We start from the raw sequence: 24,579 nt of genomic DNA, 5'->3' as shown, positions 1-24,579 counted from the left end.
AAAAATTTAAAAAGGTAGGGACGCGATGCGTCGCGTCCCTACCTTTTTAAATAAAAAAAACCGTCCCGAAAGTTCGAGACGGTTTTCGGGATATTTTTTTTCGATTATACCAAACCTTGGTCAATCATAGAATCCGCAACTTTCACGAAACCTGCAATATTTGCACCTTTCACGTAGTCAACATTTCCTTTAGCATCTTTACCATATTTCACACAAGCTTCGTGGATAGAAACCATGATACTGTGTAATTTCGCGTCTACTTCTTCAGCAGTCCAGCTTAAACGTAAAGAGTTTTGAGACATTTCCAAACCAGATGTTGCAACACCACCAGCGTTAGACGCTTTTCCTGGAGAGAACAATACATTAGCAGCTTGGAATGCAGCAATACCTTCTGGTGTAGTTGGCATATTAGCTCCTTCAGCAACACAGATAACCCCGTTTGCAATCAACGCTTTTGCTTCCTCACCGTTCAATTCATTTTGAGTAGCACAAGGCAACGCGATATCAGCTTTTACTTCCCAAGGACGTTTTCCAGCGACGAATTTCGCAGAAGGGAATTGTTTCACGTATTCTTCAATACGACCACGCTTCACATTTTTCAATTCCATCACGAAATCTAATTTTGCAGCGTCAATACCTTCAGCATCGTAGATATATCCTGATGAATCTGATAATGTAACTACTTTACCACCCAATTGAGTTGCTTTTTCACAAGCAAATTGAGCTACGTTTCCAGAACCAGAAACAGCTACAATTTTCCCTTTGAAAGAGTCATCTTTAGTAGCCAACATTTCTTTCGCGAAATATACAGTTCCGTAACCTGTAGCTTCTGGACGAATCAAAGATCCACCCCAGTTGCGAGCTTTACCAGTTAATACACCTGTAAATTCATTACGAATTCTCTTGTACTGTCCGAACATGTAACCAATTTCACGTCCACCAACACCGATATCTCCAGCAGGAACATCTGTATCAGCACCAATATGACGAGAAAGCTCAGTCATAAATGATTGACAAAATTTCATTACTTCATTATCCGACTTTCCTTTAGGATCGAAATCAGAACCACCTTTACCACCTCCCATTGGAAGAGTCGTTAAAGAGTTTTTGAAAATTTGCTCGAATCCTAAGAATTTCAAGATAGAAAGGTTTACAGAAGGATGGAAACGAAGTCCACCTTTGTAAGGTCCGATTGCTGAGTTGAATTCAACGCGGTATCCACGATTTACTTGAATTTCACCTTTGTCATCCAACCACGGAACTCGGAACAAAATTGTTCTTTCTGGCTCAACAATTCGATCCAAAATTTTCGCAGTCTTGTATTTAGGGTGTTCTTCCATAAAAGGAATGACTGCTTCAGCAACTTCATGAACAGCTTGCAAAAATTCTGATTCATGACCGTTGGTAGCTTTTACTTTATCCATAAAAGCGTCAATCTGTGCTTGGTATTTACTTGACATATATAAATGCTTTTGTTTTATGCGAAGCAAATGTAATTAATTTTAAAAATGAAAGAGATAATTTATAGAACATTATCCGTTAACTTTATATAATCATTCTGAGGGGCGTTTTGTTTATTGAAAACAGGAAATTGATAATGTTTTAGAGATTTCGAGACAACCTATTCTTAATAATCACGTCTTTTTGCATGTATTACATAATAATATAAAATGAAGAAATATATATTTTTAATCGCATTTACCACACTTTTCCTGAGTTTTGAATCATTCGGACAAGTATATGAACGAATTTATGATTTGTCAAATACGGATGTTCAGAACAAGATGGATCAAAACAAGATAGATGGTGTTGTCATATTATCTGGTGTTAAAGCACACCATGTAATTGGACTTGCAGGAATTAATGTGTCTCAAAAGAATTCTTTGGAGACTTTATTAACTAATGATCCGAGAATTAATTCGTTTGTTTTAAATGATGGTGTGACTGCTTTAAGCATAGAATCACAGGCAGTTTTCACAAAAGAGGAATTCGAACTTCTAATTCAATCATTGAACGGCATTATTACAGGATATGCTGTTGAATATTCTATTTAACCCTATTTATCTAAGATATTTGGCAATATGAAAACATTAAGAATATTTCAATTTATAGCTTTGCTATTGGCAAGTTCGTCTATTTTTGGACAAATCACGCCTGGAACCGCACCATGTACTTCAACTTGTACAACTTCCGGATCTTATCCAAGTGGTACAGGAACTAGTGGGATGGGGTCATGGGGTTGCCTTGGTTCAACTCCGAATCCTAATTGGGTTGCAATTGGTGCAGGTAGTAATGGTTACATATCTCTTCAGCTAACTCAAACCAATGGCAGCGGTAATGGGATTGATGTGGATTTTGGTGTGTTTGGGCCATTTACTAGTATTTCAGCAGGGTGTAGTTCGATTATTACAGGCTCATCACCAATGGTAGATTGTTCTTTTTCATCAACTTCAGTTGAAACTATAGAGATTCCAAATGCGTCTATAGGACAAATTTATATCATTTTGATTACAAACTATAGCGGTCAGTCAGGAACTATTTCACTTACACCTACTTCTGGCACAGTGAACTGTAATGGGATTAGTTTCAATGCTACAGCAACATCAACACCTGCAACCTGTAATCAGCCGAACGGTTCTGTAACGGTAACTCCTAATGGTGGAGTTGCTCCATATACGTATCTGTGGAATACTCCAGGAAATCCAACTACTCAAACAGTGACCAATGTTCCTCCAGGAACATATACAGTAACGATTGGTTCATCTCCAAATCCAACAAATGGACAACCAGTTCCGCCAGCGACAGCTACAGTAACTGTTGCTAATCTTAATGCATCTTATAGTTCAACTTCAACACCTGCATCTTGTCCAATGGGGCATAACGGAACAGCTACTGCAAATTTCAGTATGGCAGGAGGATCAGCAGGGATTACGGCTTCTTATAGTTGGAATGATCCAGCAGGACAAATGACAAAAACAGCAACTGGTTTACTACCTGGAACATATATTTGTACAATTGCTTTGTCAAATGGATGTGTTGGAACAGTTACTGTAACAGTGGGAGCAAACCCAGTAGCATATTCTAGTAGTTCAACATTGGTTTCTTGTCCTGGTGGTTCTGATGGAACTGCAACAGCTACAATGGCACCAGTAGTAGGTACTTTATCTTATGCATGGAATGATCCTTCAGCGCAAAGTACACAGGTTGCAACAGGTTTAACTGCTGGTTCTTATACCTGTGTTATTACTTCAACTATTGGTTGTACGGGGACGGTAAATGTTACTGTGAGTGAAATTCCGGGAATGATAGCTACCTTCTCAGAGACTATTAATGTATCCTGTAATTCAGGAAATGATGGACATTTAAAAGTTGCTGTAATTCAGGGAACACCTCCTTATTCCTATGCATGGGATCATTCAGCATCCACAACGCATACTGCAAGTGATTTATTTGTTGGTATAAGTACTGTTACAGTTACAGATGCTTTAGGTTGTGTTGTTTCAGCAAGTGAAACGTTAACTCAACCAGATCCTCTACAAATTAACTTTTTAACTTCCAATCAGATTATCTGTCCAGAAGCTTCAACAACTTTAAATGTTACTGGAATTGGAGGTAATGGTGCTGCAAATGGAAATTATACATTTACATGGAAGGAAAATGGTACTGTAATTGGAACAGGAGAATCTATTGTTGTTGATCCATTGAATGACAGTACTACCTATTGTGTAGAATTGACAGAAGTATGTGGTTCTCCTAGTACGGATTCATGTATGGTAATTAATTTCCCAACACCAATTGTTCCAATCTATCGCGCTAATAAACCCTATTCTTGTTTGCCAGGAGATTTAGTGTTTTATTTAGATACAACTAATCTTGATCAAGATGATCCGATTGATTCAGTAATCGTTCACTATGGAAATGGAGATATGGGAGTTGTTTATGGAAACGACAGTATTCATTACATCTACACAGAGGCTGGACTTTACACCATTGATGTAACTGTTACTTCAGATCTTGGTTGTGTGACAACAGGTACTTTCCAAGGAATAGCGAACGTTATAGCAAATCCAGTGGCTGATTTCACATTCTCTGCAAATCCAACAACTATTTTTGAAACAGTTGTGAAAATGCAGGATAAATCGAGTCCAAACGTTATAAATTGGACTTGGTATTCTCCAGGTTCTACTCCGAATAGTAGTACATACGAGAGTCCAACATTCACTTTCCCTGAAGGGGTTGTAGCAACTTATACTGTTCAATTAATCGTTGAAACTCCTGAAGGGTGTATTGATACAACAGAACGTATTTTGTCTGTGAATAGTGATATCATTTTCTATGCTCCGAATGCTTTTACGCCTGATGGAGATGAATTTAATCAGACATGGAAATTTTATGTGTCAGGAATTGATGAATTCAATTTTGAATTGTTAATCTTCAATCGTTGGGGAGAAGTTATTTGGGAAACTCACGATGTGAATTCCACTTGGGATGGTACTTATAATGGTGCACCTTGTAAAGAAGGAGCGTACTCTTGGGTGGCACGAGTAAAAGACACCTACTCAGATAAGAAGATGACATTTAATGGTGCAATAAATATCCTTAAATAGAAAATTACCAACTACTTTTAAATTCTATACGAAGCCCCAATTCCGATCTAAGGAATTGGGGTTTTTCTTTTGAGGAAAGTTTGAATTTGCTATTTAATCTTTGAAGAAATAGCAATAAATGAACGTGTTTGTTTTTGAACTAATTCGCAGGTATTAACACGTGTAAGTGGTTTGTTCATAGTTTTTTAGCTTTTATTTCACCTTGAAGCAACCGACAACTAAATTAATCGTTTTAGTTATAACAATACAGCTGATTATGAAGAAGTTAATATCGTTATTCGCCCTCATTTTGTTGTCTAGCAATATAGTTAATGCTCAGGTCACACTTTGTCTTGGTCAAGATGCTACTATTTGCACTGGAACAACCGTTCAAATTACGAATTGTGCAGGTGGACCACCGGTGGTTTCTTCAGGTGTCACATTGGACAATGCAATTACAATTCCGCAATTGTCGGATGACTCTTATTCTGGTCTTATTCCTATTGGATTTACATTTAATTTCTATGGAACAAACTATACAAGTTGTGTCATTGGATCCAATGGGTTGGTGAGCTTCAATGCTGCTAATGCTAATGGTGCCTGTCCATGGAGTTTAGTAGGAATGGGGACTTTACCTCAAACCGGAAATTTGGTTACAACGAGAAACTCAGCTATGTTGTTTTACTCAGATATCAATCCGTCTCAGCCTCCTGTAGGTCCTATTAAGTACCAAACAATTGGTACTGCTCCAAATCGTAAATTCGTTGTTTTATTTGAAAGTGTTAATGCATTTCAATGTCTAAATACGTGTTATTATGGAGCTTTGGTTTTTTACGAAGGAACTAATTTGATTGATATGATGATTGGACAAAAACCCAATTGTGCTACTTGGAATGGTGGTTTGGCTATTCAAGGATTGCATAATAATGCAGGAACGCTAGCTTCAATTACTCCAGGTAGAAATAATGCTGCATGGGCAGCTAATCAGGATGGGAAACGCTTTACTCCAATTTCATCGACGAATACCTCCAATTATACAGTAGCAACTGTACAGTATTATACGGTTACTTCGAATTCAAATAACTCCATTCAATGGGCAAGTACAAATGGATTAACCTTCCCTTATAATAATGGCGTATTGAATGTCACAACACATCCACCAGGAACTACAGGGTATTATTTAACAGCAACGGCCTGTAATGCGGCGGTTGGAGGTGTGAGTGATACTTCTTTTATTACTCTAGCATCGGTAACAGGTACGGCAACTGCAGTAACGGATTATTGTTTTGGAGGTGTTGGCTCTGCAACCGTAAATACAAATCAAGGAACTGCCCCTTTTATTTATTCTTGGACACCTAGTGGACAAACAGGACAAACAGCGACTAATTTGGTTTCTGGACCCTATACCGTTCATGTTACAGATGCTTTAGGATGTACAGCAAACATCAATGTGAATGTTCCAAATACGAATGCAATATTTAGTGGTGTTTCTACTTTGGTTTCTTGCCCTGGTGGGAATAATGGAACGGCTACTGCAACAATGACACCACCTCTTGGTACCGTTTTTTACAATTGGTACGATGCAGGAGGTCAAACAACTCAAACAGCAACTGGATTAACAGCAGGAACATACCATTGTGTGGTTTCTACTTCTGTTTCTACTGGTTGCACAGACACTGTTGAAGTGGTCGTTACAGAAATCCCAGGAATGGTTTCAACGATCACTAATCAAGTGGATGTTACTTGTAATAGTGCGAATGATGGAATTGTAGAAGTGAGTGTCATCAATGGAACAGCTCCTTATACCTATTCTTGGAGTAGCTCAGTATCAACGGGTCCTTTAGCAAATGATTTATTTGCAGGTACCCATACGGTAACTATTACAGATGCAAATAATTGTGTAATTACAACGACAACAACGATTGGAGAGCCAATGGCATTGAAAGTCTCTTCTATCACACCAGACAGTATCATTTGTCCTGAATCATCCATTACATTGACTGCTCAAGGTACAGGAGGTAACGGAAATTCGTATTATACCTTTACATGGAAAGAGAATGGGGTCAATATTGGTACAGGTTCTTCAATTACCGTTGATCCTTTAACTACCAATACGCAGTATTGTGTAGAACTAACAGAACAGTGTGGTTCACCATCCCATGATTCCTGTATGTTTGTTAATTTCCCAACGCGAATTAATCCATATTATACTTCCAATAAACCGTATTCTTGTTTACCTGGAGATTTCATATTTATCAATAATTCAACGAATAGGGGAGAAATTGATTCTGTTGTTGTTGACTTTGGAAATGGAGATTCAAGAACATTCTTTGGCGATGTTGATTTAACGTATTCATACACAGAAGCAGGAATTTATACGATTAGTGTTTTAACTACTTCTATTCAAGGATGTATTACCGATAGTGTGTTTTTAGGAATTGCAAATGTAATTGCCAATCCAGTGGCTGATTTTGTATTCTCGTCAAATCCAACTACCATTTTTGAAACAGTTGTGAAGATGCAAGACAAATCCAGTCCGGAAGTCGTTAATTGGACTTGGTATTCTCCAGGTTCTACACCAAATAGTAGTACTTACGAGAACCCAACATTCCATTTCCCTGAAGGAGTTGTAGCAACTTATACGGTTCAATTAATTGTTGAAACACCTGAAGGCTGTATCGATACAGCAGAACGTATTTTATCTGTGAATAGTGATATCATTTTCTACGCTCCGAATGCATTTACTCCAGACGGTGACGAGTTCAATCAGACATGGAAATTTTATGTGTCAGGGATTGATGAATTCAATTTTGAATTGTTGATTTTTGATCGTTGGGGAGAAGTTGTTTGGGAAACTCATGATGTGAATTCAGGTTGGGATGGAACTTACAATGGTAAGAGTATACAAGCAGGCGCTTATTCTTGGATAGCGCGAGTGAAAGATGCTTACTCGGATAAGAAGATGACATTTAATGGCGCAATAAATATCCTTAAATAGAAAATTACTGACTACTTTTAAGTTCTATACAAGAACCCCAATCCTGTAAGCAAAGGGATTGGGGTTTTCTTTTTAACCTTTTTGCTTTTCCTCGTTATAACAATTTCATAAACAACATGAAGTATTTAAACATCTTAGCATTCATTTTCTTGTCTTCTTTCCATGGCAAGACACAAGAAATTCAACGTTGTGATACAATTCCAACATTGAATTTAGAGATATTGAAAGTTTTAGAACCGTACATGGGAAAGAAGATTTTGAGAGGAGAATGCTGGGATGTTCTTAGTTTAGCATTGAATCAAACCCATGCGAATTGGAATGGATATGATGTTTTTGGGAAAGTGTACGATTACAAAAAGCAATGTATTTCTCCAGGAGATTTGATCTCATTTAAGAATGTGAAGTTTGGAGGTACTCAAAACGGAATGAAGTATTTTGAATTGATGGAGAAACATTTTGCAATTGTCAAAGAAGTAAAAGCCAATGGTGAACTTGTTTTACTTCATCAAAACACGGGTAAGTTTGGAAAGAAATTAGGGGAGTCAAGTATTTTTATTGGAGATTTGAAAAAAGGAAAAATGACTTTCTTTCATCCTGAAAATTAATCAATCCGCATTCTGATTCGCCATTCTTTAGGATACAAATTATTGAACCGATTTCCCAAATGTTTAATCCAACCCAGTTTGGTTCCTTCAAAAGAAACGGTGTTGAATCCTTGCGTTCCTTCTAAATGGAATGTTTCGCCTTTCAAATAATGCAAAGCTTGATCTTTCGTTAAAGAGATATCAGGGATTTCAGATGAAAGTAAGGAATGATCCAAGGCTAAAGCTTCATGTGGAATCAATCCTTTACGGGAAATCTCTCCCAATTCCGTTCCCATTTTAATAATGCGTAAATTGGAATGAAGCTGTTCGAATAATTCGGATTGACCAACTGGAATTGCAAACAGGTAGTTATTCCATTGTATGAATTCAGAATCTGTGATAGAAGTCCATTCGCTGACCCAGCTTTCTGGTTTAATACGAGTTAACGTACTTTTTTTCTTGGATTTATTCTTCTGAATGCGTTCTTCCCCATTTTTTTGAATAACCACAAAGAAAAATCCTTCTGTCTTTAATTCAGATGGTAAAGCGTAGTGTCCGATTCCATTTCGCCCTTTCTTTGCAGAAGGAATTTGTAATGACACGATTTGAGCGTCTACTTGCTGGAGAATCCATGAAGCATTTTCCTCGTTCTCTTGCTCGTTAAAGGTGCAGGTTGAGTAAATTAAAAATCCACCAGGCTTTAAAGAATCCCAAACGTCCATCACAATTCGTTTTTGTCGAGCTGCACACATATTAACGGATTCTTCAGACCATTCATTTCGAGCTCCTAAATCTTTGCGAAACATTCCTTCTCCAGAACATGGAGCATCAATTAATATACAATCAAAAAGATTTTTTAGTGCTTCAAAATCTGAGGGGTCGTTGTTGCTAACTAACGTATTTTTCGTACCCCATTTTGTGAGGTTTTCTTTCAGGATTTTTGATCGAGCTTGAATGACTTCGTTTGCGATTAATAATCCACGACCATTGAGATAATCTGCAATAAGTGTACTTTTTCCACCTGGAGCAGCGCATAAATCTAAAATGATTGGATGAAGCGGTAATTCAATATTTCTTAAAATAGAATCGATAAATTGAGAGCCAGCTTCTTGGGGATAATAACGTCCGCCATGAAAATGAGGGTCTAAGGTGAAACTTGGCCTTTCGGCTAAATAGAATCCATTTTTAGACCATGGAATTGCTTCTAGATTTGTAAGAACAGGTTCTCCTTTCAATGAATTCATTCGAATAGAAATGGGTTGTTCTGCATTCAATGCATCAAGTAAGGCAGTTCCGAGAAACGGATCGTTACTAACTCGCTTTACAAATGCTTCTGGAAGATTCGTTTCTGTCATGGCTTTACAAATGGTAATCGAGCGTTTGCACTTATTTGTTGATCCGCAAAATCATTGTTTTCTGCTAGAAACTTTCCAGCTATGGCAATCATGGCTGCGTTATCCGTACAGTATTCAAATTTTGGAATATACACATTCCATCCTTTTTCTTTGCCTTCAGCTTCTAATTTAGCTCTTAACCCTGAATTTGCAGAAACACCTCCAGCAATTGCAATTTCGGTTATTCCAGTGTCTTTAGCAACCTTTCGAAGCTGTTTGAACAAGATTTCCAAAATTGTAGCCTGAATAGAAGCACATAAATCAGCTCTATTTTCTGCAATGAAATTTGGGTTTTTAGCCACTTCCTTTTGAATAAAATAAAGAACGGAGGTTTTTAATCCGCTAAAACTAAAATTATAGCCATCAACTTGTGGTTTGGCAAAGATAAACGCGGTTGTATTTCCTTCTTTGGCAAATTTGTCAATCAAAGGTCCGCCTGGGTAGGGAAAACCTAAGATTTTTGCTGTTTTGTCAAAAGCTTCTCCGGCAGCATCATCTATTGTGGATCCTAAAATAATCATTTCAACAGGTGAATTAACCTGAACCAATTGAGTATGCCCTCCTGAAACGGTTAAACAGATGAATGGAAAATGAGGTTTTGGAGTTCCTTCGTTGATGAAATGAGCCAAAATATGCCCGTGCATGTGATGAACAGCAACCATCGGTTTGTTAATTGCCAAGCTCAATGATTTTGCAAAAGCTGTTCCTACAACCAAAGAACCCATCAATCCGGGACCTTGTGTAAATGCAATTAAATCAATATCTTTCAGTTGAATTGACGCTTTTTTTAGTGCTGCATCAACAACAGGGATTATGTTTTGCTGATGCGCTCTGGAAGCTAATTCAGGGACCACACCACCATATTGCTCGTGAATTGCTTGACTGGCAGTTACATTTGATAAAATGGTATCATCTTTGAGTATAGCAGCGGAAGTATCATCACACGATGATTCAATTCCAAGAATAACTAACGGTTTATGACTCAATTTTGTTAAATTTGTATATAATACATGGCAAAAGTACTCAAAATACTAGGTAGAATAGTAGGGATTTCTTTTGAATGGGTACTATTAGTACTCATACTTTTTGCTTTTGCTATTCGTACCAGCCAATTTCAAACCTATTTAGGCACTTTAGCAACTAATTTTTTATCCAAAGAATTGGGTACGGAAATGCGCATTGGAAAAATCGACATTGTTTTTTTTGATAAAATTTATTTGAAAGACATTTTTGTTGAGGATCAAACGGGAGATACCCTGGCTTCATTAGAGCAAATAATGGTTCGAGTGAAGGGGTTTGACTTGGGAGGAGAATCTATCAATCTTTCAAGTGTTGGATTAATCAAAGGACGTGTTGAAATAGAGCGAGATTCGTTGAATGGGGATTACAATTACGAGTTTATTGCAGATTATTTTTCAGGTAAAAAGTCTAATAAACCAAAATCAGAACCACCGAAAGTAACCATTGAGAATATTGATATTGAAACGGTTACTGTTTCCTATGACGATTACAGGAAGACCTACAATGAATTTGGAATGGATTATGATCATTTGCATTTTAATAATGTGATTCTCCATATTGCTCAATTTAAAGAAGAGGAAGGTATTTTATCCTTTCAGGTTCAACAGCTTCAAACACAAGAGAAATGTGGGTTTTGGCTGAATAAATTTTTCGCAAATGCCATCATTGATCCAGATAAAGGTTTGTTATTGAGTGATGTAGCTATAAATACATCTAGATCAACAGTATATGCTTCTAAACTGAATTTTTTGATGAATTCTTTGAAAGGATTTAATGATTTTGAGGACAGTGTTGCTTTTGATGCTGTTCTTGACTCTTCAAGGGTGAGTTTTAGGGATATATCCATATTTGCGACCGCTCTGGAAGGTATGAATGAGGTCGTTTCCTTGAGTGCAGTAGTAACTAAAGAAGTCAAAAATCTTCAAATTCAGGGGCTGGATTTTCGTTTTGGGACAAGAAGTATTATTCGAGGAGACTATTCGTTACCTGATTTTAGAAATATTTCTACATCCTCGTTTCAAGAACAAATTGATTATGCATTGATTGATTTTACGGATGTAGAATCAATCAAAATGCCAAAAGATTCAGGCTTGAAAAGAATCGATTTTGATAAAATGGTTGATCGACTTGAATTTGCGGAGGTAAAAAACACTTATTTAAGAGGTTCTGTAAATCAGTTTAAGATAAAGAGCGATCGATTGCAATGTGTTTTAGGATCTGTTCAACTCGATAATGAACTTACTTTTAATAAGTTGAAGGAAGGTGGGTATTCTTTTAATAGAAGCTTGGATGAAAACTATGATATTCTGATAGATAGTTTTAACCTCGCGAAATTTTTGGATAATCCAACTTTTGGAAACGTTGCTGGTCAAGTTTATTTGAGTGGAATCGTCGGTCAGAAAGATATGATTCGATTGGAAACCTTAGAGGGCGATATATCCAAGTTTCATTTAAATGATTATAATTATTCAAATATTAAAGTGACAAACGGATCGTTCATTAATAATGTTTTGGATGCTAATTTGAATATTAACGACCCCAATTTGGTTTTGGCTTTTGATGGTAAAATTGATGTTTCTAAGGTTCAAAAGTTTGATTTTAATATTGAAATAGATAAAGCGAATTTAGGACATTTGAATTTTGATAAAGATCCTGAATCGTCATTTGTTGGAAAATTGGATTTGGATTTAAAGGGAACCTCAATTGATACCTATGAAGGATTGATTAATGCAAGTGAGATTGAATTTATTGAACAAGGAAAGAAATTGACATTACCTGATTTAAGTTTGTATATCGAACGCAATGTGGAAAATGATCGATTTGAAATAAGAAGCGATATTATAGATGCCGATATTACAGGTAAGATTAATTTTACTACGGTACCAATTGCTGTAAATAATGGACTTTCGGATGCTTTTCCATCTTATTTTTCACCTAAGAAATTTCCGAAAGGACTGAGTTCTCAAGATCATTTTGATGTGAATGCAACGGTTAAAAACTCGAAGGATTTTCTGAATATTTTTGTTCCTCAATTAGACGTTGCTTACGGTACTGTTGTTAAAATTCAACTTGATTCAAAGGAACATCACCAATTATTGAATTTGCAGTCTTCGAAAATTAGCTATGCCAAATTGATGAATGATAAAAGTGATGCCTTCATGACGAATGTTTCATTAAATCAAGAATTTACTAAAGGAACAGGTTCATTGACTTTAATAGCGGGCAAATCACAACTTCGGGATTCATTAGATGTTGAAAATATTGAATTGACATTAAACGGAACAAAAAATGTGTATGAGACTGATCTAATTTGGAATAAAGATGTCGCAAATACATCAGACTTTGATTTTATTTTCGATGTGCGTGAAGCGGGTTCTTTCGATTTTGAAGTGAAACCGTCCTATTTTTCAGTAAAAAACAACAGGTGGGACATTAAAAATAGCGCACAATTATCCTATTCGAAGAATGAGTTGAAAATGACAAGTTTGAAATTAGAAAGAGATAGTCAATATCTTTCTTTGGATGGTGTTTTGTCAGAAAAAGAAGAGGATTATTTGAATGTTGTTGCAAATGAACTCCATATTGGAGAATTTACTTCTTTATTGGGAGCTTCTTTTAAAATGGAAGGGAATTTAGATGGTAAAGCTCGAATTGCGACTCCTTTCACTGAAATTAAAATGGATGGTGATTTTGTTTTGAATGATTTATTTCTGGAAGGACAAGAGGTTGGAGATGTTCACGTAAATGGAATTTGGGTAGATCTGGAGAAGAAAATTATCTTGAATGGTGATTTGAAATATAAAGACCTGCAAACGTTTGATTTCAATGGTTTTGTATTGCCATATAAAGAAAAGGATAATATCGATTTTGACCTTGAATTCAAGGATATGAATTTAGCGTTTGCAAATGTATTTATGGATCCAGATGTTATTTCTGGAATTGATGGATATTTGAAAGGGGTTATTAAGGCCAAAGGAAGTATAGATGCACCTGAAATAACAGGTAATTTGTTGCTCAAAAAAGGAGAGTTAAAAGTGGGGATTTTAGGTACTCATTATCAATTAAGCGGTCCCCTAAAGTTTGATGGCGAAAACGATGGTATTTATGGTAATTTTCCAGTAACAGATGATGCAGGAAACGTAGCTTTTGCGAGAGCTAGTATTTTTCATAATGATTTTAAAGATTTTTCTGTGCATTTCGATTTTGCTTTTGACGAATCTGTTTCAGGATTTAGAGACCCCACAAGTAATAGGCAATTGTTGCCAGTGAGCAAATTCATGGTCTTAAATACAGGCTATAAAGAAGGGACTATTTATTACGGAAAAGCATTTGCTACAGGTAATGCAAGCATCTCCATTGAACAAGGAAATACGGAAATAAAAGTAACTGCTGTTACTGAAAAAGGGACAGAGGTTAATTTGCCAATGTATGGAGCCAAGGAGATTAGTGAGTTTGATTTCATCGATTTTAGTAAAGATACCCTTGGGAAACAGAAAGAACTGGATTTATCGGGAGTTGATTTAAAATTGGATATAACAGCAACTCCAGATGCAGCTATCCGATTAATTTTGAACGATCAAACCAATGAAGAAATACGAGCGAAAGGTAGCGGAAATCTCGTTTTAGAAGTAGATCAGTTTGACCAAATTAAAATGACTGGACAGTATACTATTAATTCTGGTCAATATGATTTTGCACTGAGTGGAATCAAGAAAACTTTTGAAATAGACAATCCAAGTACCATTACTTGGATGGGAAATCCGTATGATGCCAACTTGGCAATTAAAGCATATTACAAAGTAAATGCGAGTTTAGATGAATTGAATCGAGAACAAATTGGTGGGGCATCCACTACAAAATCAGAGGTTCGATGTGTACTAAACATTGGGCAAACACTATCAAACCCTTCAATCACTTTAGATATAGAAGTGCCAAATGTGAGTGAATCGGGTAAGTCAGTTTTGGCTAAAATTCGTTCAGATAAAGATGAAATGCAGAAACAATTCTTCACCTTGCTTTTGTTGAATAGATTCCAGGGGGTTGGTGGAACAGGAAATGGAAGTTATGGAGCGGTAGCTGAAGTAATCACACAACAGATTAATGCTGCTTTAGATCAGCTTTCAAAAGATGTGAAAATGAATGTAGGGTACAATGACAATGCCGTAACAGGGGATAAAAATTTCCAATTTGGACTAGAACGTGCTGTTGGAAAAAATAAAAATTTCGTATTGAAAAGTTCCCTGGGTGTTTCCAATAACACTTCAACAGGAACTTCCACCAATTCATTGATTGGAAGTTTTAATGCCGAGTATTTAATAAATCCAGATGGATCTTTCCGAGTGTCTATTTTCAATGAATCAAATGACAAAGGAATTTTAAGTAATAAGGATAAGGGGGATTTTACACAAGGTATCGGTTTGCATTATGAAGAATCGTTTAATAATTTCTCAGAATCTCGAATTATCGAATTCTTTGCCAATATTTTCAGAAAGAAAAATAAAGTGAATAATTCGAAACGGAAAAACCGTGTTCCTGTAGATTATATTCCTGGCCAAGGTCAGGCAATTCCTGTACAAAAAGAAGAGAAAACGGAACCTGAACCAGATACCGTTCCTAAGCCTTTGCCATAAATTAATTTCGATGAATTAGTTAATAAACTATTCCAGTTATTGTTCATCACTTAGTCTCTTTCATTATTTTTACAGTCATCAAAATTTCGTATGAAAAAAGTACTTATTGCAAATAGAGGTGAAATTGCACGAAGAGTAATTCGCTCACTGAAGAAAATGAATATTGCTACTGTAGCTATTTATTCGGATGCGGATGCAAACGCACCACATGTTCATGAAGCTGATGAAGCTGTTTATGTGGGGAAATCACCATCGTCTGAATCTTATTTGCAACAAGATGTAATCTTAAAGTATTGCAAGGAATTGGGCGTGGAAGGAATTCATCCAGGATATGGGTTTTTATCTGAAAATGCAGGTTTTGCAAGAAAGGTAAAAGAAGCTGGAATTAAGTTTATTGGTCCATCTCCAGAAGCAATGGAATTGATGGGGGATAAACTTTCAGCAAAACAAGCAGTTAAAAATTACAATGTTCCTTTGGTTCCTGGTGTTGATGAAGCAATAACGGATGTTGAAGCAGCGAAAAAAATTGCAGCAGAAGTAGGTTTTCCGATTTTGATCAAAGCATCTGCCGGAGGTGGTGGAAAAGGAATGCGTTTGGTTGAAAATGTAGGTGAATTTGAAGAGCAAATGAAAATGGCTCAAAGTGAAGCGCGCTCTTCTTTTGGTGATGATGCTGTTTTTATTGAGAAATTCGTTACGAAACCAAGACATATTGAAATACAAGTTTTCGCAGATCAATTGGGAAATGTTGTTTACTTGTTTGAACGGGAATGTTCGATTCAACGTCGTCACCAAAAAGTAATTGAAGAAGCTCCTTCCGCAATTTTATCACCCGAATTGCGAAAAAAAATGGGGGAAGCGGCAGTTGCTGTTTGTAAAGCATGTAATTATGAAGGTGCAGGGACCGTGGAGTTCTTGTTGGATGCTGAATTGAATTTCTATTTCCTAGAAATGAATACGCGTTTGCAAGTTGAGCATCCTGTTACCGAAGAAATTACTGGAACAGACTTGGTTGAATGGCAAGTAAGAGTTGCAAGAGGTGAGCGTTTACCTAAATTACAAGACGAATTAAGCATTCACGGGCATTCAATCGAAGTACGTGTCTATGCAGAAGATACCTTGAATGGATTTATTCCGGATATAGGAACATTGAACAGATACCGCAGACCACGAAAAGACTTAGCTCGTGTGGATGATGCGTTTGAAGAAGGAATGGAAGTTCCAATTTACTATGATCCAATGATTGCTAAGTTAGTTGTTTGGGCAGAAACACGTGAAGAGGCTATTGATAAAATGATTGTTGCGATTAATAATTACCAAATTTCAGGATTGAAAACAACCTTGGATTTTGGGAAATTTGTGATGATGCACCCTGCATTTCAATCAGGTGATTTCGATACGAATTTTGTAAAACATTATTTTCAAGATCCAACTGTGATGTGGGATATGTTCAAAGATGAAAAACAAGCCTTAGAAGCTGGAATTGAAAAAATTTGGGGTGATTTGACAGAAAAAGCGAATAAAAATGCTGCTTCCAGAAATATCACTTCGACTTGGAAATTACACGCGCACTAGATAATTACGAATTCCTAATGCCGAATTACGAATTGTAAATTTGTTTGAGGTTGGCGTTTTGTAATCTTATAGAAGAATAAACTAAAAATCCCTGGTATTTCAAACGACCAGGGATTTTTGTTGGATGATTATTTCGAGATTGCTTTGATAATTCTGTTTTCATCAATCAAAACATCTCTTAAAAGAACATGGGGAAATACATTATGCTTTGATTGTAATTTGAACCCTTCTAGAATTTTAAGCAAAGAGCTTGCTGTAATCAAGGATAAATGAATTTCACTAGTAGATAAATCTGAGTCACATTCCGAAATAAATTGGTCTGAAAAATCAGGAGCAACCAGTAATGTTTTAACGACTCTGTACCCTAAAGATTCTGCAACGTTTTTATAGGATTTTATTTGCCTTGAAACACTCGAGAATTTATTGTATCCAGATTCTTTTTGTGTTTTACATTCGACAATAATTATATCGTTATTACCAACATTGATTAGTATATCCATTGCGTCTTTCGAAGTATTTATTTTCTTCTTCAAATCTTCATCAATTGATAGGCCTAGTTGTGTAAAGATTAACTTCGTTATTTCTTCGAATTTAAGCCCTAAATCAGCTTCTTTTATCAATAGGCCAGCTTCCTTTAATTCATTAAATTTTCTAAAACCGATATTCTCATAATTTTCAATGAAAATATTTTCCGAATCAGTATAAGCATCTAGGATATTAGCTATTTTTTCACCTCTTGTCTTGATGTTTTGATTTGTACAGAAGGTAATTAATTGTTCATCAGAAATCAATTCCAATAAATCTGCGGGCTTAAAGTTTCTATCTAATAAATAGTCTGTTTGGAGTAAATCAGTTTCGGGACTTTGGTTCAAGGTTGTTTTTAAGTTCTTTTCTATACCTAGATTAGATTCTTTTAAATCCTTTAAGAGTCTTGCATATCCATCATGTGAAATTCCAACTTTTTCATCTTTTTCAATTTGCTCAAAGTGAAGAAGGAGGCTGTTCAGTTTTTCATCTACGGTTGAACCTTTTAATGCTGGATTTATATTTAGCTGTTTATCACAGAATTCATTAATGAATCGTCTTTTGTCTAATTGTGTGGTTCCGTCTTTGTGAACTGATTCTGAAAGAATATCTCTTAATGAGATTCCATTTTTTATAATCGTTTCAGTTTTTTCTGGAATAGAAAGTTTACGATCAATATTGTGTTTCTTGCAAATCAAGTTAATTTGAGGATCTTTAAATAATTTGAGAACGCGTCGAAGAAATTTATCTGCGACATCTTTTTTCCGAACTTTTCGAAGAACACGAACCATTTCATCTGAAATATACAATGTGTTAGTCTTTTTGGAAACAAATAGTAAACCACAACTTCTTAATTGTTCTACAATTTGTATTGTATCGATTTTTTTAGGTTCAATAACAGAGTAGTTAATCAATTTTACTTCATCCTGTGAAAGTTCTAATTCCTTTGAAAGGTTTATTAGAATTGATAATTCATCATTTGTAATTTTATGTTCTTGATTATTATTACCGTCATTTTGATAAGCTGTCTGCAAGCATGATTTGTAGATTCTATAATCACGTTTTCTTTCCGTAGAAAGCTCACTTTTTTCATCATCAATATCAGATTGGAATTGCTTAATCTTATTTTTAAGGATTTTCACTTCATTCTCATAAAGTCTGGAGAACCATTCTTGTTTTAAAATCGAGTTACCATCCTGAATAATTAAGTCAATGATTACATCTAATTGGGAAGATGTTTTTCTGAATTCAGATTTGATTAAGGTGATGAAATTATCTTCGATTAAATGGAATATCTGCGAAATATTATTATTGTCAACATTTTTTATGATTCCATCAGAATTAGAAAGTATTTTTTCAATCTCTTTGTAATTTTTCGGTTTTGAACTTACTATTGTATCGATTATCTTAATGAATGCGCCTTTTTCCAGTGAGTTTAGTTGGTCTAATATTTTTTCCAGTTTCATAATGTGTTTTTAGGTTACAATAGAGATAAAGATATCATTTCTATACAAATCTTTATTCTTTGGTGTTCTTCAGTGTCCTTAAGTGGGAAAAAGAAAAAAGGCAGGGGCATTCGAATGTTGCTATCAACGAAAATTTACCTCGTTTTGTGTTTCTTCTGTTTACTCAAACTCACAGAGAAATCAGTTGATTTTCCAGCAATTTTTACCGTTACAAAACGCATTTTATCTGTTCTGTATTGAATAGCATCTTCTTGGTCTTCCGAAACTTCTTCCCGCTTTTTCTTGAAAAGTTTCTTAAATCCAGCATCGGTGACCATTTTTAGCGGCACACTGACAAAGTATTCCATGTTCATCTTTGCATCTTGTTTGCCTGAGAGTTCCAAGTATCCTAATGAAGTATTGATTCCCATTTTTGGAACGGTCAATTCTCCATTTTTCATTTTCAGGTTGTTTTGAAGACTGTCAAAGTGAATTTTGGCTAAGTTTTTATCTTGAAAATAGTCGGCTAAACTTTTCATCGGTGCATAGTTTTCCAATCTTCCTTTGAGTACTTCAATGCTTAAATCAATCTCGGAATCATCTAGTTTTGGTGTCATATCGGCATGCATGTGGATTTTGCCACTTAGGGTTCCTGAAAGATTTCCATGTAGATTTTCGGCAACTACATGATCCTGACCAAAATTATCGAATTTCAACAGCAATTGATCCAATTGAATATTTTTAATCTTCAGATGCGGACGCAAGTAAATGTGCTTTTTATCCGTAGCAGTAAAATAACCAGTCATACCAATTTCGCCACCAGCAGCATGTAAATCGCATTTCGAAAAAGAAACGTAGTGATTACTTTTCGTGTGAAATTGAGTGTTTAATTTGGTGATGTGATACTTGTGGTATTTCAAATCGTTTACAGTCAAGCTAAATTCCATTTCAGGGAAAGGAACATCATAAATACTAAAAACATTGTCGTGATCTGTTTTAGGAGATGCACTTGTTGCTTCAGTAGTTTTTGGAGCTTGTTCAGAATAATTTACCAATTGATCGATATCTAATCTGTTTGAAGTTACATGAATCAAGTTGTCGCGTTTTTTCAACTCTTGATTTTTTCCCAAGTAATAATTCAGGTCTAAGTGTACATCCGAATTTCCAATTTTAGCATCCATTTGCTGAACAATTAAATGCTCGTTTTCTAAGTGAAATCGGCCGTCTAATCGATCAATTCGCAAAGGATGAACTTTCATTTTTGCAGCGAAGTGGTCGAGCTGTAAATCGGTTGATTGTAGTCCGTGATTGAAATGCAAGGCTACATTTCCGTGAAACTTTAGCTGATCCAATTCTTCGTGACGATAATCTGTAGGAATGAAATTCTCGCCTTTGTAAACGAGTAAATCTTCTAGTTTTAGTTTGTTGGAATTCAACTGGAAATCAAGTGTGGTATTTCCATTCAATTTGTCTTCAAACCACAAATTGTAGTTCGTGATTCCCCCATTGAAATGGAAATCGGATTGGTCGATTTGCCCCGTAAAATCAACGACTTTGAAATTGTCTTCTCGTATAATCACATCTGCATGAAAATCGTGTAATACATGCGGATAGTGTTTCAATTTTGCGTACAAATCATCGATGTAAAATTCACCAATTGGAAGAGTAGGAGATTCGGTGATTGCTTTTGCACTGGTAATGAATTTGAATTGAGCATGCAAATTAGTCACTTCTTCATCTGCTGCAGGTTTAGACGAAGCATCGGTTTTGGATAGTTCGCCAATATCTAAGCGTTTTGCAACCACATTTAATTTTGTAGTTACTGGAATATTTGAGTGATGAATAATTGCGGGAAGATCACTGATATGTCCAGAAATGGAAACGTCACTTCTCCCAGCACGCATGTTGAAATGATCAATTTTTGCCAAATGTCCATCCATGTGAGCCATCACGTCAATATTGTGGATTTTATAAGGCAATTTATTCGAATTGAAAGACAAGTTTTTCACAACAAGTTTGCTTTCATAAGCTTCATTGAGTTTTTCAATGCTTTTCTCTGGATGATTCAAATCGATAATATCTTTGAATTTCATGGTGAGTTGTACATTTCCTTTCAATCCCGTTAGTTCTTGAGAATTGATGAATTTTGCCAAGAAATCGAGTTTGAAATCTGATATGAGTTTCATGTCGACATTTGGAGCGTTGAAGTTTGAAACTTTAATCAATCCGGTAAATTTTCCTGTTTCTGGTCGTGCGCTGAAATCTGAGATTCCAAATTCCATCGTTTCCATTGTGCGTTTTTCACCAGTGGTAAAATAACCTTTGAAGCGAATTCCATCTACTTTTTTATGGGTCAATTCATTACTGAAAAAAGCATCTTTACATCCAAAATCTGCTCGAATTGCAGGCATTTGACCATTCAGTGTTTTTCCTTTAATGGAAGCATTGAAAAAAAGCTTTCCCCGATTTTCATATTGTTCAAAGACTTTAATGAGTTCATTGGGAGCTAGGGCAATAAATAGGTTGAAATTTGGCTTGTCACCATGTAATTTCAAATCCAAATCCATTTCATGGGCAATGTCTATTTTTCCTTCAATTCCAAAAAAGGAGTTTTCAAGTTGAATTTCAGTGGGATTAATGGACAGTAAATTACTCACTTGATCAAACAATATTTCTGTATCGAATTGCAAGTGTTTGTGTTGAATGAAAGTTGGTTTCCCCCTTTGTGTAATTGATAATTGAAATTTACTGTTCAATTTGGCATCAATAACTTCATCAATCATTTTGAACTTACTGGTAGCTTTTTCGATATCTAAATCAATCAGAACTTTATTGGCTTCGTTGTATTTTTGGATATCTATTTTATCCAATACAATTGACTTTAAATCCAAGTGCAATTCTTCTTCAATTTCTTCTGCTTTTTTGTTGGATGAAAGGGCATTTAATAGGTTTAAACTTCCGTCAAGATGTTGTGTTAGAATTATTTTTCCGTCTTTAGCTTTAATGGATTTCATCTCTGTTTTGCCTGAAATGATAGTCCATAAATCGAATCCGACGTAAACGTCTTGTATTTTTATAATTGGCTTTTTTCGATCATTTTTATCTTCATAAATCCGTAAATTCTCTAGGTCTATGGAAATATGAGGGAAATTGGCAAAAGGAGAGACATGACTATCTGTAATTTTGATTTCTCCTTTGAAGTCTTTATTTAACGTTGTAAGAAGTTCTTGAACCAAAGCATCTTGTTTCCAATAAACAACGGCTACGACTAAAGAGAAAAGAAGTATCGGTGTAATAATTAAATACATTACAAAGCGCTTCCAGAATTTTTTTGTGACAAACAATTTCATGATACAGATAAATGAACTCTGTTTAAAATTAGGTAATCTATTGGTTAGAAATTCTTTTGAGACTAAATTCTAATCGAATTTTAATCTCGGCCACAGGTTTCGAATTCAAAGATTTTTTATGAATGAAACCAGATATAGAAATTTTACAAATCCATTGAATTTTTATGGAATTCGGATTATCGCGAACCAATTAAATGTTTACCTTTAGCGCAGCAAAAATTTAAAAAGTTGTCATGAACTTACACGAATATCAAGGAAAATCAATTTTACAAAAATACGGCGTGGCAATCCAACGCGGAGTAGTTGTAGAAAAAGTAGAAGATGCAATTGCTGCAGCTAAAAAATTGACAGAAGAAACTGGAACAGGTTGGTATGTGGTAAAAGCACAAATCCATGCTGGAGGACGCGGAAAAGGTGTCGTTGAAGAAACTGGTTCTCATGGTGTAGTTCTTGCAAAAGGAATTGATCAAGTTGAAGAAAAAGTAAAAGGAATCCTTGGTGGTCACTTGGAAACAGCTCAAACGAATGGTGTAGGAAAATTGGTTAGCAAAGTATTGCTTGCTGAAGACGTTTATTACCCAGGTGAGGCTGAAGTAGAAGAGTTTTACATGTCTGTATTGTTGGATCGTGAAAGAGGTCGTAACACAATCATGTATTCTACCGAAGGAGGAATGGATATTGAAACAGTTGCTCACGATACTCCACATTTGATTTTTAAAGAAGAAATCGATCCACGTGTCGGTATTCAAGGATTCCAAGCGCGTAAAATCGCTTTTAATCTTGGTTTGTCAGGAGAAGCATTCAAGCAAATGACGAAATTCGTTGTGAACTTGTACAATGCTTATGAAGGTTGTGATGCCGCTATGTTCGAAATCAACCCTGTATTGAAAACTTCAGACAACAAAATCATTGCAGTTGATGCGAAAGTAACCTTGGATGGAAACGGATTGTACCGTCACCCAGATTATGCAGCAATGAGAGATACAATGGAAGAAGATCCATTGGATGTTGAAGCAGATGCAGCAGGATTAAACTTTGTGAAATTAGACGGAAACGTTGCTTGTATGGTAAACGGAGCGGGTCTTGCAATGGCAACAATGGATATTATCAAATACTCAGGTGGTAGCCCTGCAAACTTCTTGGATGTTGGTGGTACTGCAAATGCTGAGCGTGTTGAAAAAGCATTCCACATCATTTTGAAAGATCCAAACGTAAAAGCAATCTTAATCAATATCTTCGGTGGTATCGTTCGTTGTGACCGTGTTGCTCAAGGTGTTGTTGATGCATACAAAAGCATTGGAAATATTCCAGTTCCAATCATCGTGCGTTTGCAAGGAACAAATGCAGTTGAAGCGAAGAAAATCATTGATGATTCAGGATTGAATGTTCATTCAGCAGTGTTGTTGCAAGAAGCAGCAGATAAAGTAAAAGAAGTATTGGCGTAAGTCAAAACAACTCATATTTGAAAGCCCTGGTTTCTTTGAGATCAGGGCTTTTTTTGTTTCCACGAATGTAATATACTATATAGTCAACTCTATGATAATAAAGACTTTTGTGTTCCTGTGTGCCCATCAGTGGGAGACTTTACTTTAAATTTCACTGAAATGTAAAATAAGTGGTCAGCAGGAACATCAGAATCATAACTGCCCATAGAAAACGGCCTGCTTTTATGTAATCAATGCGTTCTTTGCAACGAAATAGCCAATACATATAGACGAATAGTAAAACAATCCCTACTCCAAATGTAATCCATTGATAAGGATGAAAATAAACGATCCAAATTCCACTCAATATGAATAAAACGAGTAACAGAACGACCACCCATTTGCTATTTTGTTCACCAATTTTAGCTGGAAGGGTATAACAATCATCACTTAAATCTCCTTGTAAATCGGAAATGTCTAAACTCAGCTCCCGTGGAACGATAATCGCAAATGAAATCAGTGCAAATAAATCGAATAAAAGATTTAATTTTTCACTATTTAGAATCACTAAATCTGCTGATAAATACATTTTGATGACCAAAGCGATCGAAGCGGTCATTGCTGCCATGAGCAGATTTCCAAAAAGAGGAGTTCGTTTGAGCCATAAATTGTAGACGAATGAAAAAAGCACCACTGTAATTGAAATCCACCACCAATCTTCGAAATAAAAACAGGTAAGTAGAATACTCGTAATTACAGTTAGAATCATTAAGGTGATAAAGAGGATGTAGCTTTGTTTTACGCTGTAAATTCTTCCAATAATTCGGGTGTTTGGCTTGTTCACAGCATCAATGTCTTTGTCTCGAATATCGTTCAAAACGCATCCTGCAGCAATAAGTAGCTGAATGGTAAAGCACAATAATAGAATACCCGATAACGGGGTTTGAATGTGAGATTCCCCAAAATAGTATGTACTTAAATACAAAGCGATAAATGGAATCATGACAACGAGTTCATGAAACCAACGCATAAGCGTAAATGTGGCTT

At 35.8% G+C, this 24,579-nt stretch carries 13 protein-coding genes; 7 read left to right on the top strand and 6 right to left on the bottom strand.

What is annotated here, in order from left to right; genetic code table 11:
• Window positions 1–104: 104 nt before the first annotated feature.
• Entirely contained in the window at window positions 105–1,460 is a 1,356-nt protein-coding gene (gdhA, locus tag FLUTA_RS02570) for an NADP-specific glutamate dehydrogenase (protein WP_013685292.1), read from the bottom strand.
• Window positions 1,461–1,670: 210 nt separating this feature from the next.
• Between gdhA and FLUTA_RS02565 the strand changes: the two genes are divergently transcribed.
• The 4 genes from FLUTA_RS02565 to FLUTA_RS02550 all read left to right on the top strand — a co-directional run bounded on the left by FLUTA_RS02565 (window position 1,671) and on the right by FLUTA_RS02550 (window position 8,189).
• Entirely contained in the window at window positions 1,671–2,054 is a 384-nt protein-coding gene (locus tag FLUTA_RS02565) for a hypothetical protein (RefSeq protein WP_013685291.1), read from the top strand.
• Between the two features lie 27 nt (window positions 2,055–2,081).
• Window positions 2,082–4,607: a T9SS type B sorting domain-containing protein gene (locus FLUTA_RS02560; RefSeq protein WP_013685290.1), complete on the top strand. Its 2,526-nt coding sequence runs from the start codon at window positions 2,082–2,084 to the stop codon at window positions 4,605–4,607.
• Window positions 4,608–4,863: 256 nt separating this feature from the next.
• On the top strand, window positions 4,864–7,584 hold the full coding sequence (locus FLUTA_RS02555; protein WP_013685289.1) for a T9SS type B sorting domain-containing protein: 2,721 nt from the start codon (window positions 4,864–4,866) through the stop codon (window positions 7,582–7,584).
• Between the two features lie 116 nt (window positions 7,585–7,700).
• Window positions 7,701–8,189, top strand: coding sequence for a hypothetical protein (locus FLUTA_RS02550; protein ID WP_013685288.1), 489 nt, complete (start codon window positions 7,701–7,703; stop codon window positions 8,187–8,189).
• On the opposite strand, the gene FLUTA_RS02545 is transcribed toward FLUTA_RS02550, so the two are convergent.
• Both FLUTA_RS02545 and tsaD read right to left on the bottom strand, forming a co-directional pair.
• A complete protein-coding gene (locus tag FLUTA_RS02545; RefSeq protein ID WP_013685287.1) occupies window positions 8,186–9,523 on the bottom strand; it encodes a methyltransferase RsmF C-terminal domain-like protein in 1,338 nt (445 codons plus the stop codon). The two genes, FLUTA_RS02550 and FLUTA_RS02545, sit on opposite strands and share 4 nt — an antisense overlap.
• Window positions 9,520–10,548: a tRNA (adenosine(37)-N6)-threonylcarbamoyltransferase complex transferase subunit TsaD gene (gene tsaD / locus FLUTA_RS02540; protein WP_013685286.1), complete on the bottom strand. Its 1,029-nt coding sequence runs from the start codon at window positions 10,546–10,548 to the stop codon at window positions 9,520–9,522. Before tsaD ends, FLUTA_RS02545 begins: the two co-directional genes overlap by 4 nt.
• 24 nt (window positions 10,549–10,572) lie before the next feature.
• Here tsaD and FLUTA_RS02535 point away from each other — a divergent pair, with 24 nt between their 5' ends.
• The gene (locus FLUTA_RS02535; RefSeq protein WP_043023601.1) at window positions 10,573–15,213 is read left to right on the top strand and encodes a translocation/assembly module TamB domain-containing protein; all 4,641 of its coding nucleotides are present in this window, start codon (window positions 10,573–10,575) and stop codon (window positions 15,211–15,213) included.
• A 90-nt stretch (window positions 15,214–15,303) separates the two neighbouring features.
• Entirely contained in the window at window positions 15,304–16,788 is a 1,485-nt protein-coding gene (locus FLUTA_RS02530) for an acetyl-CoA carboxylase biotin carboxylase subunit (protein ID WP_013685284.1), read from the top strand.
• 128 nt (window positions 16,789–16,916) lie between these two features.
• On the opposite strand, the gene FLUTA_RS02525 is transcribed toward FLUTA_RS02530, so the two are convergent.
• Both FLUTA_RS02525 and FLUTA_RS02520 read right to left on the bottom strand, forming a co-directional pair.
• Complete coding sequence (locus tag FLUTA_RS02525) at window positions 16,917–18,455, bottom strand: hypothetical protein (RefSeq protein WP_342630450.1); 1,539 nt, start codon at window positions 18,453–18,455, stop codon at window positions 16,917–16,919.
• Between the two features lie 458 nt (window positions 18,456–18,913).
• Complete coding sequence (locus FLUTA_RS02520) at window positions 18,914–22,066, bottom strand: AsmA-like C-terminal region-containing protein (RefSeq protein ID WP_169312051.1); 3,153 nt, start codon at window positions 22,064–22,066, stop codon at window positions 18,914–18,916.
• A gap of 275 nt (window positions 22,067–22,341) precedes the next feature.
• On the opposite strand from FLUTA_RS02520, the gene sucC reads away from it, so the two are divergent.
• On the top strand, window positions 22,342–23,553 hold the full coding sequence (gene sucC / locus FLUTA_RS02515; RefSeq protein ID WP_013685281.1) for an ADP-forming succinate--CoA ligase subunit beta: 1,212 nt from the start codon (window positions 22,342–22,344) through the stop codon (window positions 23,551–23,553).
• A 151-nt stretch (window positions 23,554–23,704) separates the two neighbouring features.
• Here the strand turns inward: sucC and FLUTA_RS02510 are convergent, their stop codons facing one another.
• Window positions 23,705–24,562, bottom strand: a complete 858-nt coding sequence (locus tag FLUTA_RS02510) for a UbiA family prenyltransferase (protein ID WP_169312050.1) — start codon at window positions 24,560–24,562, stop codon at window positions 23,705–23,707.
• Window positions 24,563–24,579 lie beyond the last annotated feature (17 nt).

Origin of the sequence: Fluviicola taffensis DSM 16823 (assembly GCF_000194605.1) — a bacterium.
In the GTDB taxonomy this organism is placed as follows: domain Bacteria; phylum Bacteroidota; class Bacteroidia; order Flavobacteriales_D; family Crocinitomicaceae; genus Fluviicola; species Fluviicola taffensis.
This window is presented reverse-complemented; position numbering and strand designations above follow the sequence as displayed.

Bases quoted from the DNA above. Each gene is read 5' to 3' on its own strand.
- gdhA (WP_013685292.1), bottom strand. From the start codon at position 1,460: ATGTCAAGTAAATACCAAGCACAGATTGACGCTTTTATGGATAAAGTA.
- FLUTA_RS02565 (WP_013685291.1), top strand. From the start codon at position 1,671: ATGAAGAAATATATATTTTTAATCGCATTTACCACACTTTTCCTGAGT.
- FLUTA_RS02560 (WP_013685290.1), top strand. From the start codon at position 2,082: ATGAAAACATTAAGAATATTTCAATTTATAGCTTTGCTATTGGCAAGT.
- FLUTA_RS02555 (WP_013685289.1), top strand. From the start codon at position 4,864: ATGAAGAAGTTAATATCGTTATTCGCCCTCATTTTGTTGTCTAGCAAT.
- FLUTA_RS02550 (WP_013685288.1), top strand. From the start codon at position 7,701: ATGAAGTATTTAAACATCTTAGCATTCATTTTCTTGTCTTCTTTCCAT.
- FLUTA_RS02545 (WP_013685287.1), bottom strand. From the start codon at position 9,523: ATGACAGAAACGAATCTTCCAGAAGCATTTGTAAAGCGAGTTAGTAAC.
- FLUTA_RS02535 (WP_043023601.1), top strand. From the start codon at position 10,573: ATGGCAAAAGTACTCAAAATACTAGGTAGAATAGTAGGGATTTCTTTT.
- FLUTA_RS02530 (WP_013685284.1), top strand. From the start codon at position 15,304: ATGAAAAAAGTACTTATTGCAAATAGAGGTGAAATTGCACGAAGAGTA.
- FLUTA_RS02520 (WP_169312051.1), bottom strand. From the start codon at position 22,066: ATGTATTTAATTATTACACCGATACTTCTTTTCTCTTTAGTCGTAGCC.
- sucC (WP_013685281.1), top strand. From the start codon at position 22,342: ATGAACTTACACGAATATCAAGGAAAATCAATTTTACAAAAATACGGC.
- FLUTA_RS02510 (WP_169312050.1), bottom strand. From the start codon at position 24,562: ATGCGTTGGTTTCATGAACTCGTTGTCATGATTCCATTTATCGCTTTG.